12 protein-coding genes are annotated in these 14,343 nt (G+C 33.4%); 10 read left to right on the forward strand and 2 right to left on the reverse strand.

Annotated features, from left to right (window positions below; all coding sequences use genetic code 11):
• Positions 1 to 37 precede the first annotated feature (37 nt).
• A complete protein-coding gene (locus EV697_RS03375) occupies positions 38 to 1,234 on the reverse strand; it encodes an acetate kinase (protein ID WP_132022644.1) in 1,197 nt (398 codons plus the stop codon).
• Positions 1,235 to 1,446: 212 nt separating this feature from the next.
• Between EV697_RS03375 and yfbV the strand changes: the two genes are divergently transcribed.
• From yfbV to EV697_RS03405, 6 genes are all read left to right on the forward strand, one after another.
• Positions 1,447 to 1,881 (forward strand): terminus macrodomain insulation protein YfbV, encoded by a 435-nt coding sequence (yfbV, locus tag EV697_RS03380; RefSeq protein ID WP_132022646.1) that lies wholly within the window; start codon positions 1,447 to 1,449, stop codon positions 1,879 to 1,881.
• 212 nt (positions 1,882 to 2,093) lie between these two features.
• Positions 2,094 to 2,591, forward strand: a complete 498-nt coding sequence (locus EV697_RS03385) for a CvpA family protein (protein ID WP_132022648.1) — start codon at positions 2,094 to 2,096, stop codon at positions 2,589 to 2,591.
• A gap of 15 nt (positions 2,592 to 2,606) precedes the next feature.
• The gene (gene purF / locus EV697_RS03390; protein ID WP_132022650.1) at positions 2,607 to 4,118 is read left to right on the forward strand and encodes an amidophosphoribosyltransferase; all 1,512 of its coding nucleotides are present in this window, start codon (positions 2,607 to 2,609) and stop codon (positions 4,116 to 4,118) included.
• A complete protein-coding gene (locus EV697_RS03395) occupies positions 4,118 to 4,687 on the forward strand; it encodes a UbiX family flavin prenyltransferase (protein WP_132022652.1) in 570 nt (189 codons plus the stop codon). Before purF ends, EV697_RS03395 begins: the two co-directional genes overlap by 1 nt.
• A gap of 212 nt (positions 4,688 to 4,899) precedes the next feature.
• Positions 4,900 to 7,512 (forward strand): type I DNA topoisomerase, encoded by a 2,613-nt coding sequence (topA, locus tag EV697_RS03400; RefSeq protein WP_132022654.1) that lies wholly within the window; start codon positions 4,900 to 4,902, stop codon positions 7,510 to 7,512.
• A 166-nt stretch (positions 7,513 to 7,678) separates the two neighbouring features.
• Positions 7,679 to 8,989: an NCS2 family permease gene (locus tag EV697_RS03405; RefSeq protein ID WP_132022656.1), complete on the forward strand. Its 1,311-nt coding sequence runs from the start codon at positions 7,679 to 7,681 to the stop codon at positions 8,987 to 8,989.
• Positions 8,990 to 9,318: 329 nt separating this feature from the next.
• On the opposite strand, the gene EV697_RS03410 is transcribed toward EV697_RS03405, so the two are convergent.
• The gene (locus EV697_RS03410) at positions 9,319 to 10,143 is read right to left on the reverse strand and encodes a glycerophosphodiester phosphodiesterase (protein WP_132022658.1); all 825 of its coding nucleotides are present in this window, start codon (positions 10,141 to 10,143) and stop codon (positions 9,319 to 9,321) included.
• Positions 10,144 to 10,375: 232 nt separating this feature from the next.
• Between EV697_RS03410 and EV697_RS03415 the strand changes: the two genes are divergently transcribed.
• From EV697_RS03415 to EV697_RS03430, 4 genes are read left to right on the forward strand one after another with little or no spacing between them, the layout of a single operon-like run.
• Positions 10,376 to 11,443, forward strand: coding sequence for an ABC transporter ATP-binding protein (locus EV697_RS03415; RefSeq protein ID WP_132022660.1), 1,068 nt, complete (start codon positions 10,376 to 10,378; stop codon positions 11,441 to 11,443).
• Entirely contained in the window at positions 11,440 to 12,309 is an 870-nt protein-coding gene (locus EV697_RS03420; RefSeq protein ID WP_132022662.1) for an ABC transporter permease, read from the forward strand. Before EV697_RS03415 ends, EV697_RS03420 begins: the two co-directional genes overlap by 4 nt.
• Positions 12,306 to 13,163, forward strand: coding sequence for an ABC transporter permease (locus tag EV697_RS03425; RefSeq protein ID WP_132022664.1), 858 nt, complete (start codon positions 12,306 to 12,308; stop codon positions 13,161 to 13,163). Before EV697_RS03420 ends, EV697_RS03425 begins: the two co-directional genes overlap by 4 nt.
• Positions 13,164 to 13,180: 17 nt before the next feature.
• Entirely contained in the window at positions 13,181 to 14,269 is a 1,089-nt protein-coding gene (locus EV697_RS03430) for an ABC transporter substrate-binding protein (RefSeq protein ID WP_176672810.1), read from the forward strand.
• Positions 14,270 to 14,343 lie beyond the last annotated feature (74 nt).

The following is a 14,343-nucleotide window of genomic DNA, read 5'->3' on the forward strand; positions in this document are numbered from 1 at the left end:
AAAAGAAAACTGCCGAACATTCGGCAGCTTATTTATACTAGAAAGTAAGACGAGCAGTATCTTGTGCGATAACTAATTCTTCGTTAGTAGGAAGAACCATTGCAAGTGGTGTATTATCTTTTGTTATTACACCTTCTTTGCCAAAGCGAGCGGCTAAATTTTTCTCTGAATCAATATCATAACCAAATAATTTTAAGTGGTTCAATGTTAATTCACGAACAAGGGCAGAGTTTTCACCAATACCACCAGTAAATACGATGGCATCTAAGCGTTCACCAATTACTGCCATATAAGAGCCGATATATTTTGCTAAACGATAGCAATAAACATCTAAAGCACGTTTTGCTGGTGCTTCTTTATCGTAATTATCTTCAGCATAACGACAATCGCTAGTAACCTCAGTTAAACCTAATAAACCTGATTTTTTCACTAAAGTTTCTTCAATTTCAGCAACAGACATACCGAGAGAATTATGTAAATAGAACATAATTGCAGGATCAAGATCGCCAGAACGTGTTCCCATTACAAGACCTTCTAATGGTGTAAAGCCCATTGAAGTATCAATACATTTACCATGACGAATAGCAGAAACAGAACCACCATTACCTAAATGGCAAGTAATAACATTGATTTTATCTTCAGCGATATTTAAACGTTTTGCCGTTTCTTTACTCACAAAATAATGGCTTGTGCCATGCATACCGTAACGACGAACACCATGTTCTTTATAAAGTGAATATGGTAATGCATATAGATAAGCTTCTTCTGGCATTGTTTGATGGAATGCAGTATCAAAAACAACAACATTTTTTTCTTTTAAATGTGGGAATGCTTTAAATGCTTCTTTGATTCCAATTAAATGTGCTGGGTTATGAAGTGGTGCAAATTCCGCTGCATCTTCAATCCCTTTGATAACTTCATCTGTTACTATAACTGAACTGGTATATTTTTCTCCACCATGAACAATACGGTGTCCAATAGAAACAATACTATCTTTTATTTCTTGAGTTAAGATGTTTGATACAATAAAGTTCAATGCTTCACTATGTGCTGCACCATTACCTAAATCAGCTGTACCTTTCTCACCATTTAATTTCCATTTAATACGAGCTTCTGGAAGGAAAAATGCTTCTGCAAGACCAGACAATTTTTCATCGCCATTTTCTGGATCAAGAATTGCGAATTTTAAAGATGAACTACCGCAGTTAAGGATTAGTACTAATTTTTGAGTCATATGTAACCTATTCTTTGATTAGTTAAAAGAAATTTGTTTGAAAATCAAACAAACAGACGTAAAAGTCATTAATACCATATAGGATACACTTTTCAGCCTGTAAAATAAATTCTCTTTATAAAAAATATTGTAATTTTAAAAAATATATTTTCATTGTAAGATTTCTTCTAATTTATGAATTATCTTTAATGCAGTAGAGGATAGTAAGCTGAATGTTTAAAATTTTTAAGTTAGGGCAAAATTATTTAAATACATGGCCTAAAGTGAATCGTTTAGGTGGTATTTTTCCTGAAAATAGAATAATACAAGCAACAGTTTTTTCACAAAAATTTATGCCTTTTATCGCTGTATTTTCTGTTTTTTGGCAACAGATATATTTACCTTCAAGTTTATCTGCATTAGCAATAGCTGTAATGACTGCTATTTTTGCGTTATTTTTACCTCTTCAAGGGTTATATTGGTTGGGTAAACGTTCTAAAACAAAATTACCAGCGAAAAGTGCGGTTAGTTTTTATAAAATTTCTAAAAAATTACAAGAAAAAAATATTGTAGTAATGACCGTTGATGAACCTACTTATCAAGATTTGGCTAATTTACTCAATAAAGCAGAAAAACATTTTTCAAAAGAATTTTGGGATGATATTTAAAATAATTATTAGATTTTTAAAATTCTAATTATTTTTAGTAATTGTATATAATTAGATAATATGAGTTATATTTAATGTATCTCTACTAAAGAGTATAAAATTATTTTTATTTTAAAATTTACCAAAACTCTCATATAATAGTTACGCAAACGTTTTCTTTTTTTGTTACAATATAGCAACTGTAAATTGGTATATCTTTTAGAGACGATTTTATGAATAATTATATTGATTTTATTATTATTGGCATTGTGGCATTTTCTGTGATTATCAGTTTACTTAGAGGGTTTATTCGTGAGGTAATGTCTCTTGTTAGTTGGGTCGTTGCTTTTTTTGTTGCCAATAGATTTTATCCCTATTTAGCGCAGTATTTGACACAAATTGAATCCGAAACTATTCGCTATGGCGTGGCAATAGCTATTTTATTTATTGCTACACTAATCGTTGGCTCAATAGTCAATTATATTCTAGGTCAGTTAGTTGATAAGACTGGCTTAACTGGCACTGATCGTGTTCTTGGCGCTTGTTTTGGATTATTGCGAGGGGTATTGATTGTCGCTGCATTATTATTTTTTGTGGATACTTTCACAAACTTTAGTCAAAGTGAGTGGTGGAAAGAGTCTAAATTAATACCGCACTTTGGATTTGTTGTCGAATGGTTTTTTCAACAAATACAAGAAAGTTCAAGTTTACTCAATTCAAAATTTAATTAATAAAAGGATCATTATATGTGTGGTATTGTTGGTATAGTTAGCCAAAGTCCCGTTAATCAATCTATTTATAATGCATTAACTCTATTACAACATAGAGGGCAAGATGCCGCAGGTATCGTTACTGTTGATGATGAAAATCGTTTTAGATTGCGTAAAGCTAATGGTTTAGTTAGCGATATTTTTCAACAAGTTCATATGCTAAGATTACAAGGTAATGTTGGTATGGGGCATGTTCGTTATCCTACGGCGGGTAGTTCAAGTGTTTCAGAAGCACAGCCTTTTTATGTTAATTCGCCTTATGGATTATCTCTTGTCCATAATGGCAATTTAACTAATTCAGAAGAGCTTAAAGAAAAAGTATTTATTGAAGCAAGACGTCATATAAATACCAATTCAGACTCAGAAATTTTACTTAATATTTTAGCTTATCATCTTGATCCTATTGATAAACATAATCTTGAACCTAGTGATATTTTTAAGGCCGTTTATGAAACCAATAAGGATATAAAAGGTGCTTATGCTTGTATCGCATTAATTATTGGTCACGGAATGGTTGCTTTTCGTGATCCTCATGGTATTCGCCCTCTAGTTTTAGGAAAAAGAGAATGTAATGGGCATACCGAATATATGTTTGCTTCAGAAAGTATCGCTTTGGACGTTGTTGGTTTTGAGTTCGTAAGAGATGTTGAACCTGGCGAAGCAATTTATGTCACTTTTGATGGAAAACTGTATTCTGCACAATGTCATGATAAAGCGACTTTAGCACCATGTATTTTTGAATATGTCTATTTTGCTAGACCTGATTCTTATATAAATAACGTATCTGTTTATGCTGCTCGAGTTCATATGGGCGAATATTTGGGGCAAAAAATAGCAAAAGAATGGCAAAATGAAGATATTGATGTGGTTATTCCTGTGCCTGAGACTTCTAACGATATCGCACTTCGTATCGCACATGTGTTAAATAAACCTTATCGTCAAGGTTTTGTAAAAAATCGTTATGTTGGGCGTACTTTTATTATGCCAGGTCAAACGCAACGAGTTAGTGCAGTTCGCCGTAAATTAAATACGATTTCATCAGAATTTAAAGATAAAAATGTGTTGTTGGTAGATGATTCTATTGTACGTGGAACGACATCAAAACAAATTGTTGAAATGGCAAGAGCCGCGGGAGCAAAGAAAATTTATTTTGCCTCAGCAGCACCTGAGATTCGTTTCCCTAATGTTTATGGTATAGATATGCCAACATCAGAAGAGCTTGTTGCATACGGTCGTAATGTAGATGAAATCGCTGAATTTATAGGGGTTGATGGGCTTGTGTTCCAAAATTTAGAAGATCTCGTTGCCTCAGTACAACAAGAGAATCCAGATATTAAAGACTTTGATTGCTCGGTATTTACTGGTAATTATATTACTGGTGATGTAACTGAAGAGTATTTAAGACATATTGCTTCATTGAGAAATGATTTAGCAAAAACAAAGTATGAAAAGAATGCAACTAATCTTGAAATTCATAATGAGAATTAATGGATAAACAACGTCTAATTATTGGCATAAGTGGTGCTTCTGGTGCGATTTATGCCATTCGTCTTTTACAAATATTAAAAGAGGTTTCTAATATAGAAACCCATCTTGTTATTAGTAATGCTGCAAAATTAACTATTACGGCAGAAACTGATTTTTCCATACAGCAAGTTAAAGCATTAGCAGATTATACGTATGATATTCGTGATCTTGCCGCGGCTATTTCTTCTGGCTCATATCGTACGTTAGGTATGATCGTGTTACCTTGTTCTATGAAAACTTTGTCAGGTATTGCACATAGTTATACCGATGATCTCATTACTAGAGCGGCAGATGTGTGTTTAAAAGAACGGAAACCTCTCTTGTTATGTGTTCGGGAAACGCCTCTTCATTTAGGGCATTTACGTTTAATGACTCAAATTGCTGAGATTGGAGGGCAAATTATTCCCCTAATGCCAGCTTTTTATCATAAGCCAAAATCAATTAATGATATTATTGATCAGAGTGTTAATCGTTTATGTGATCAACTTGGAATTATCTTGGAAAAAGATTTATTTCAACGTTGGGAATAGTAAAAATTCATAAAATTGTTCAATAATATAAATACTTTTTATTTTTTATTCATTATGCTTTTTATGCTTAGTTTTAATCATAAATTCAAATTTTTTAGTGTATTTATACTGTAAAAAGCAAATAAAAAGTAAAAAAAGGTTGACCTATCTAGAGATAGTTAGCAATATATCGGCAATTTTTTACAAAAATAATAAATTAGGTATTTAAAAATATGACCAAATCTTTAGTGATTGTAGAGTCGCCAGCTAAGGCAAAAACCATAAATAAGTATTTAGGCAGTAATTACATTGTTAAGTCTAGTGTTGGACATATTCGAGATTTACCCACTTCTGGTTCTTCAACGGGTGAAAAGGCAAAACCTGTTTCAACAAAAGGATTAACAGCCGAAGAAAAGAAAAAAATTAAAGCTGAGAAAGATCGTGTTGCACTTGTAAAAAGAATGGGTATTGATCCTTATCATAGCTGGAAAGCGAATTATCAAATTTTGCCAGGTAAAGAAAAAGTTGTTTCTGAATTAAAGTCTTTGGCTAAAAAAGCAGATCATATTTATCTTGCTACCGATTTGGATAGAGAAGGGGAAGCAATCGCTTGGCATTTAAAAGAAGTGATTGGTGGTGAAGATTCACGCTTTAGTCGAGTAGTTTTTAATGAAATTACTAAAAATGCCATTACTCAAGCCTTTGAGAAACCAGAACATTTAAATTTAGATCGTGTTAATGCTCAACAAACACGCCGTTTTTTAGATCGTGTGGTTGGCTTTATGGTTTCGCCATTACTTTGGAAAAAAGTAGCACGAGGTTTATCTGCTGGGCGTGTTCAGTCGGTTGCCGTAAAGTTACTAGTGGAACGTGAACATGATATTAAGTCTTTTAAACCAGAAGAATATTGGGAAGTTTCGGTTGTTACTCAAAATACCAAGAAACAAAAAATCGAGTTAGAAGTAACAGATTTTAATGGCAAGAAATTTTTACCAAAAAATGAAGAACAAGCTCAAAGTGCGGTTCAATTTTTAGAAAATTCTCATTATGTTGTTTCTAATGTGGAAACAAAGCCCACTAGCTCCAGAGCAAAACCGCCTTTTATTACGTCAACATTACAGCAAACAGCAAGTACCAGATTAAATTTTGGTGTAAAGAAAACGATGATGTTGGCACAACGTTTATATGAAGCGGGTTATATTACTTATATGCGTACCGATAGTATGAATCTAAGCCAAGATGCGTTATCAATGGTGCGTGATTATATTGGTAAAAATTATGGTCAACCTTATTTACCAGAAAAACCTAATTTTTATGCAAGTAAACAGAATGCACAAGAGGCTCACGAGGCGATTCGACCTTCTGATGTATTAGTTAAAAGTAGTGATTTAGTTGGAATGGATAAAGATGCGGTACGTCTTTATGATTTAATTTGGTGTCAATTTGTCGCTTGTCAAATGCCTGCTGCGCAATATGACAGTACCACGTTAACAGTAGCTGCGGGTGATTATGTTCTAAAAACAAGGGGACGTATTTTACGTTTTGATGGTTGGACGAAAGTACTTGGCTTATCAGGTAAAAGTGGTGAAGATCAAGTTTTACCAGAAGTGACTATTGGTGAAAATTTAAAATTAAATGATGTATTGCCACAACAATTCTTTACTAAACCACCCGCTCGATTTACAGAAGCGGCATTAGTCAAAGAATTAGAAAAACGAGGAATTGGCAGACCTTCTACCTATGCTTCCATTATTTCTACTATTCAAGAACGAGGTTATGTAAGAACAGAAAATCGTCGTTTTTATGCAGAGAAAATGGGCGAGATAGTAATTGATCGCTTAAATCAATCTTTCCCAGCATTAATGAACTATGATTTTACCGCTAATATGGAAGATGTATTAGATGAAATCGCTACGGGTAAAAAAGACTGGAAAACTGAGTTAAATCAGTTTTTTACTGATTTCTCTAAACAACTGACTCAAGCTGAACTTGATGAGCTTGAAGGGGGAATGAAACCGAATAATCTAGTGTTAACGGATATAAAATGCCCTACTTGTGATAGAAATATGGCAATTAGAACAGCGAGTACAGGCGTTTTCTTAGGTTGTTCTGGTTATGCTTTGCCTCCAAAAGAGCGGTGTAAAACAACCATTAATTTAATACCCGAGTCTGAAGTATTAAATGTATTAGATGAATTATCCGAAGCTAAAGCCTTAATGGTTCGTAAGCGTTGTCCGAAATGTAATACGGCAATGGATAGTTATTTAATTGATGCCAATCGTAAGTTACATATTTGTGGCAATAACCCAAATTGTGATGGTTATTTAATCGAAGAGGGTGAGTATAAGATCAAAGGTTATGATGGCCCTGTTGTTGAATGTGATAAATGTGGCGAGGATATGCATTTAAAACTTGGTCGTTTTGGTAAATATATGGCTTGTACTAATTGTGATAATACACGTAAGTTACTCAAAAATGGCGAAGTTGCACCACCAAAAGAAGATCCTGTTCACTTCCCTGAATTAAAATGTGAAAAATCAGATGCTTATCTTGTATTAAGAGATGGTGCAAGTGGTGTATTTATGTCAGCACATAATTTCCCAAAATCAAGAGAAACGAGAGCAGCTAAAGTGGCTGAATTAGCTAAATATCGAGATCGTTTACCTGAAAAGTTACAATATTTAGCTGATGCACCATTAAAAGATCCTGAGGGAAATGAAGCAATTATTCGTTTCTCAAGAAAAGAAAAACGTCAGTATGTAACCTCTGAAAAAGAGGGAAAAGCAACAAAATGGCTTGTTGATTATACTGACGGGAAATGGATTGAACGTAAAAAAGCTAAATAGTTTTAGTCGCTAGCAAAAAACGGTAATAAGTAATTATTACCGTTTTTTTATGTATTTTGCATAACATTTGTTGTTAAATTTTGCTAAAATTCTTGCGGTTAAATAACTTGTTATTTATTCAGCAATATTCATTTATTTTATTTACTTTTACTAGGCTAAATTAATTATGTCAAATCAATCTTTTTTACAGCGTTTTTTTAAATTAGAGCAAAAAAATACTACTGCAAAAACAGAGATTATAGCGGGCATTACTACTTTTTTTACAATGGTGTACATTGTTTTTGTTAATCCGTCTATTCTTGGTGATGCAGGAATGGATAAACAAGTAGTTTTTGTTACCACCTGCCTAATTGCTGCTCTTGGTACAATAGCAATGGGATTATTCAGTAATTTACCTATTGCTCTTGCTCCAGCGATGGGATTAAATGCTTTCTTTGCCTATGTCGTGGTTGGGAAATTAGGCTATTCTTGGCAAATTGGTATGGGAACTATCTTTTGGGGATCTATTGGATTATTCGTATTAACCTTATTTCAAATCCGTTATTGGTTAATGGCATCAATTCCATTAGGTTTAAGGGTTGGTATTGGTGCTGGAATAGGGCTATTTATTTCCCTAATTGGCTTTAAAAATATGGGATTGGTTGTTGCGAACCCAGCAACATTAGTTGCATTAGGTGATCTACACAATCCACAAGTATTAATGGGGATCTTAGGCTTTTTTATTATCGTTATTTTAGCTGCTCGCCGAATCCATTCTGGTGTTTTAGTATCTATTGCAACGGTTACCACTTTAGCCTTATTATTTGATGATTCCGTCGTATTCAACGGCATTATGTCTGTTCCGCCAAGTCTAGGAACCGTTGTTGGACAAGTTGATATTGCTGGTGCATTAGATACCGCATTATTAGGTATTATTTTCTCTTTCTTATTGGTTAATTTATTTGACTCATCTGGAACATTGCTTGGCGTTACCGACAAAGCGGGAATTAGTGACGAAAAAGGGCGTTTCCCAAAAATGAAGCAAGCCTTATATGTGGATAGTGTCAGTGCCGTAGCGGGATCTTATATCGGTACATCAGCCATTAGTACCTACATTGAAAGTGGTGCTGGCGTATCCGTTGGTGGTAGAACTGGAATGACGGCTGTTGTGGTTGGTATCCTTTTCTTAATTACCATTTTCTTCTCGCCATTAGCAGGTTTAGTGCCAGCTTATGCTACTGCTGGAGCGTTAGTTTATGTGGGTATTTTGATGGCGTCCAGCTTAGTTAGAGTACAATGGGACGATTTAACAGAAGCTACACCAGCCTTCATTACTGCCGCAATGATGCCTTTTACTTATACAATTACTGAAGGTATAGCCTTTGGTTTTATCAGTTATTGCTTAATGAAAGTAGGTACAGGTCGTTGGAAAGAAGTGAATGCACCAGTATGGGTAGTTTCACTTCTTTTTATTGCCAAATTTGTTTGGGTCGGTTGATGTTATAATCCGTAATTAGATCTTTATATAAAGACTGAATTTAATATTGTATTAATTTCAGTCTTTTTGTATAAAAAACTTATCAAAAAACTACCGCACTTTTTAACTACCTTGAAAGGTAAATATAATCAACTTAATTAAATAAGCTTAAGGAAAAAAGAAATAAGTCATAATAGAAAAAAATCGAAAGGAAACCTTATTTTTAGGTTAATTATGATAGTTCTTAATATTGAAAAGTTAGCATTAGGTGTTAAGGTTTTATCGGAAAATCAGGAGATCGTTTAAACGATCTCCTGATTTATGTTTATATGAAACGGAGGCGTTTATTTTTAATAAGATTTTTTGCCAGCTTTATTAATAAGCTCTTTCAAATATGGAATATCATCGTGACTTAACATATCAATTAATCCTTCTTGTAACCAACTGATAATTTCACTTTCTGCATCATAACCATATTTTCTGTTGTAAACTTTTAATATAGGTTCGTTTTTTGACTCATGTAAATACAAACGAACGGATAATCCTGCTTTTTTATAAGCGATTAGATCTTCTTTGCCAACATAATGGTACTCTACACAAACACTACTTGCGTTTGAACCAAGTACTGCTGATAATTGATCGTTGTAACGAGCAAGTGTAACAACTTGAAGTTTTATTTCTGGCAATAATGCTTTTACTTTATTAATTAGAACATGATCAAAACCAAGTAGAAGAATATTATCAACTGATTTGGTTTCCTGTAATAACGAAACTAATACTTCAGCAAAACGTTGATGGTTTCTACGTTGTTTTGCTTCAACAATTAATCCTAATTGATTTTCAACAGCCCAGTTTAAAACATCACGCAACTCTAAAATTTGAGTATTTTTAAATTCAGGTGAAAATTTAACACCAAAATCATATTGTCTAAGCTCTGCTAATGTCATTTGTTCGACATAGCCTTCGCCGTTGGAAACACGTTCAATAGAAAAGTCGTGGATAACCACCATTTTTTCATCTTTTGTCATTGCTACATCTAATTCAATACTGTGTGTACCTTCCTTAAATGCCCCAAGAAATGCATGCATTGTATTTTCAGGATATTTGATACTATAACCACGATGACTATTTGCTAAAACAATCCCTTGTTCACTCACATTAAAATTAAATCCCATTTTCTAACCCCTTTATTTTTACATTTGAATTGAAAATGGCGGCTATTTTGCACCAAATAAAAAAATACTCAATAGCTAATTAATGAATTAAAAAATAAAAAAATTTTAATGTGATCTGGTTCACAATTCAAAGATATTATAATGGTAATTAATTAATTAATTAATTATACTTGTAAATTCAATTAGTTAAAAGAAAAAACAACAAGTTTTTATTGAATGTAAAGAGGACATAATGGCAAAACTAGAAATAAAAAATGTAACAAAAAAATTTGGAGATTTTTATGCTGCAAAAGATATTACTTTTACAGCAGAAGAAGGGGAATTTGTTACATTACTTGGTCCGAGTGGCTGTGGAAAAACATCTTTATTAAAATTGATTGCAGGTTTTTATCAAGCAGATGAAGGTGAAGTGGTTATTGGTGGTAATAATGTCAATTTTGTACCGCCCGAAAAAAGGAATACTGCAATGTGTTTCCAATCTTATGCCCTTTTCCCACATCTTAATGTATCTCATAATATTTGTTATGGTTTACAGCAAAAGAATATTGCAAAAGATGAGCAAGTTAATCGCTTAAATGTTGCATTAAAACAAATGGATTTGGAAATGCACAAACTAAAAATGCCAAACCAACTTTCTGGTGGACAACAACAGCGTGTTGCTTTGGCTCGTGCAATGGTTACTCGTCCTGATGTTATTTTATTTGATGAACCTTTATCTAACTTAGATGCTAAATTGAGAGAAACCGTACGTTTTGAAATTAAACAATTATCACACCAATATAATTTAACTAGTATCTATGTTACTCATGATCAGGCAGAAGCATTAGCGATGTCAGATAAAATTATTGTTCTTAACAAAGGTAGTATTGAACAAATCGGTACGCCATTAGAAATTTATCATCAACCTGTTAGCCGTTTTGTGGCTGATTTTATTGGTGTAGCGAATATCGTTGAAGCTGAAGTCAATAGTTTAGGAAATGATCTTTATCAAGTGCGGTCAATTTTTGGCGATTTTGTTGCAAAATCAAATAAAAAACCTGCAGCAAATCGTGTTTACATCTGTTTCCGTCCAGAAGATGCCGTACTCTGTGAGGCTAATTCATCTGAAGAGAACCAATTTACAGTTGAAGTTGTGCAAACTGCATTTATGGGAAATTTAACAGAAGTACAAGCTATTTTACCTAATCACTCAGACCAAAAAATTCGTTTACAATTAACTAAATATCCAAATATTCCAGCGGATAAACGTTTACGCTTTAGTTTACCAAGCTCTGCTATTCATTTTTTGGAGGCTGTATGAATAAATTCAGAAATGATATAAAAGCGTGGCTTTTGCTTATGTCAGGATTAGGGACAATCTTACTTCTGATGGGATCAACATTTTATATTGTAGTGCTACAAAGTTTTGGATTACATAATGTTTTTGGAGAAGAAGCAATATTTACGTTAACTCATTGGCAGTCTGTGCTTACAAATGATGTATTCCAAAGAGCATTAATGTATTCAATTAAAGTTTCATTACTTGGTGCTATTTTTTCCATTATTGTTGCTTATCCTATTGCGATGTGGTTGCGTAAACCTATGGCTGGAAAAGTGGCAATAATTACCACTTTAAGAGCTCCAATGTTAGTACCTGGTCTAGTTGCTGCATTTTTATTCGTTAATATGATTTCTTATCATGGTATTTTAAATGAAACCTTGGTTTTCTTAGGTATTTGGGATAGTCCTCGTACTTTGCAAAATGATGAGTTTGGTTGGGGGATAGTTATTCTACAAATGTGGAAAAATATTCCATTTGCATTAATTCTAATCGGTGGAGCGGTAAACTCGTTAAAATCAGATTTACTTGATGCAGCCGCTAATCTAGGTTCTGGTCCTTGGCAACGTTTTAAATATGTGGTTTTTCCTTTAAGTTTAGGTGCTGTGCAAGTTTCTTTTATTTTAATATTTATTGGTGCTTTGGGGGACTTTGCTTTTTACAGTATAGCAGGACCGAGAGATACCTATTCTCTTGCTCGCTTAATGCAAATGACAGCTTATCAATTTGAAGAATGGAATCAAAGTGCTGTTATGGCAATGATGATAATGTTAACTTCTGCATTCTTTACGATATTAATTTCTATCATTATTCGTCCATTAAGCCATAAGAAAGGAGAAATAAAATGAGCCAAACTTCGCAACAACCAGTTAGAACTAAAAATGGTCGATTAATTGCCAAAATATCTTTAACTTTCTTTATCGTGGCAAATTCTATTTGGTTATTTATTCCATTCTTAATGGCTGGATTATGGTCATTAGTGGATCCCAAACAGCCTTGGAGTTATCCGGATATTTTACCGCCATCTCTTTCCTTTGAGCGTTGGGTAAATGTGTGGCAACAAACCTCTTTACCTGAAGCAATGTTCAATAGTTATACAATAGCACCAACCGTTGCCTTAATTGCTATTTTATTAGCCATTCCAACCTCTTACGCCTTTGGTAGAATGGAGTTTCGAGGTAAAAAATTGGCTGAACTTTTAACGTTGATTCCACTTGTTATTCCTGGAATGATCATTGCGTTATTTTTTAGTCAAATGTTATTAGCACTAAATATAACAACCCCTTTTGTTGGTATTGTTATTGGTCATACAGTAATGACATTACCTTATGCTATTCGTATTTTATCTTCTGGTTTTTCATCTGTACCACAGGATTTAATTGATGCTAGCCGTGATCTTGGTGCATCTAAATTAACAACTTTTAAAGATGTTTATTTACCAATGCTAAAACCAAGTTTCTTGGCGGCTATTATTTTCTGTTTAGTAAAAAGTATCGAAGAGTTTTCAATATCATTTATTATCGGATCACCTGATTTTATTACTGTACCAACGATTTTATATTCGTTTTTAGGATATTCATTTATTCGTCCAAATGCGGCAGTTGTATCATTAATCTTATTAGTACCAAATATTATCCTAATGATGATTATTGAAAAATTATTAAAAGGGAATTATCTCTCACAATCCACAGGCAAAGCCTAACCACTTTATAGGAGTACATTATGAGTAAATTAACAAAATTTCTTTCTGTTGGCTTAACTTGCACAGCAATAGCACTTGCTAGTTCAGTTTCCGCTAAAGATCTTAGCCAAAAATCTTGGAAAGAAATTGAGGATCAAGCTAGAAAAGAAGGACAGGTAGTCGTTAGTATTTGGTATTTACAACCGCAATTCCGTATTTTTGTAAAATCTTTTGAAGAACAATATGGCGTTAAAGTACGTATTCCTGAAGGAACACCAGATGGAAATATCAATAAACTATTAGCAGAGAAAAACTTAGAGAAAGGTAAAATGGATGTTGTTGCTGTGGGTGCAGATACTTATACAACAGTACTAAAATCTGATGTTTTAGCTGATTTAACGAAAATGCCAAGTTTTGATAATGCAAACCATTTTTTACAAGGGGTTGATTTAGGTAATTATGGCGTGGGCTTTTGGGGGAATCAAACTGGTTTTGCTTATGATCCATTGCGTTTAAGTGAAGATAAGTTACCGCAAACTTGGGAAGATCTCCAAGCTTATTTACAAGCTAATCCTAAGAAATTTGGTTATGCTGATCCAAATGGTGGTGCTTCAGGTAAAGCATTTATTGAGCGTGCTTTAATTTATGTTGGCGGCGACTACAATTATCAAACTCAGGATATTAATGAAAAACAAGTTAATTCTTGGAAAACAACTTGGGATTGGTTTGCAAAAAATAAAGAAAATATGACCCGCACTTCTTCTAATGCAGATAGTTTAACTCGTTTAAATGATGGTGAATTAGATTTAGTTTCTGCTTGGCAAGATCACTTATTTAGCTTACAAAAACAAGGTGCTATTACACCTCGTTTAAAATTCTATATCCCTAAATTTGGTATGCCAGGTGGTGGTAATGTAATTACTGTTGCAAAAAATAGTCGTCATCCTGCGGCGTCTTTATTATTTGTTAATTGGATAAGTTCTGCTGAAGTACAACAAAAACTTAACCAAGAATTTGGTGTACGACCTTTAAATAACAATGTAGGAAAAGCTGATATTCTATTCTTCCCATCAACTTGGGGTAAAGAAGCAATGGCAGACTTTACCAAAGAAGTTATTTCAAAATAATATTGATAAATACGTAATAATATAAATCGATTATTAAAACATTAATCTGCATTCTAAAGTTGACTTGTTCAATA

It is taken from the genome of Bisgaardia hudsonensis, assembly GCF_004345785.1.
GTDB lineage: Bacteria > Pseudomonadota > Gammaproteobacteria > Enterobacterales > Pasteurellaceae > Bisgaardia > Bisgaardia hudsonensis.

Excerpts from the sequence above, each read along its gene's own strand:
- EV697_RS03405 (WP_132022656.1), top strand. The coding sequence starts at position 7,679 with ATGTCAAATCAATCTTTTTTACAGCGTTTTTTTAAATTAGAGCAAAAA.
- purF (WP_132022650.1), top strand. The coding sequence starts at position 2,607 with ATGTGTGGTATTGTTGGTATAGTTAGCCAAAGTCCCGTTAATCAATCT.
- EV697_RS03375 (WP_132022644.1), bottom strand. The coding sequence starts at position 1,234 with ATGACTCAAAAATTAGTACTAATCCTTAACTGCGGTAGTTCATCTTTA.
- yfbV (WP_132022646.1), top strand. The coding sequence starts at position 1,447 with ATGTTTAAAATTTTTAAGTTAGGGCAAAATTATTTAAATACATGGCCT.
- EV697_RS03385 (WP_132022648.1), top strand. The coding sequence starts at position 2,094 with ATGAATAATTATATTGATTTTATTATTATTGGCATTGTGGCATTTTCT.
- EV697_RS03425 (WP_132022664.1), top strand. The coding sequence starts at position 12,306 with ATGAGCCAAACTTCGCAACAACCAGTTAGAACTAAAAATGGTCGATTA.
- EV697_RS03420 (WP_132022662.1), top strand. The coding sequence starts at position 11,440 with ATGAATAAATTCAGAAATGATATAAAAGCGTGGCTTTTGCTTATGTCA.
- topA (WP_132022654.1), top strand. The coding sequence starts at position 4,900 with ATGACCAAATCTTTAGTGATTGTAGAGTCGCCAGCTAAGGCAAAAACC.
- EV697_RS03395 (WP_132022652.1), top strand. The coding sequence starts at position 4,118 with ATGGATAAACAACGTCTAATTATTGGCATAAGTGGTGCTTCTGGTGCG.
- EV697_RS03415 (WP_132022660.1), top strand. The coding sequence starts at position 10,376 with ATGGCAAAACTAGAAATAAAAAATGTAACAAAAAAATTTGGAGATTTT.
- EV697_RS03410 (WP_132022658.1), bottom strand. The coding sequence starts at position 10,143 with ATGGGATTTAATTTTAATGTGAGTGAACAAGGGATTGTTTTAGCAAAT.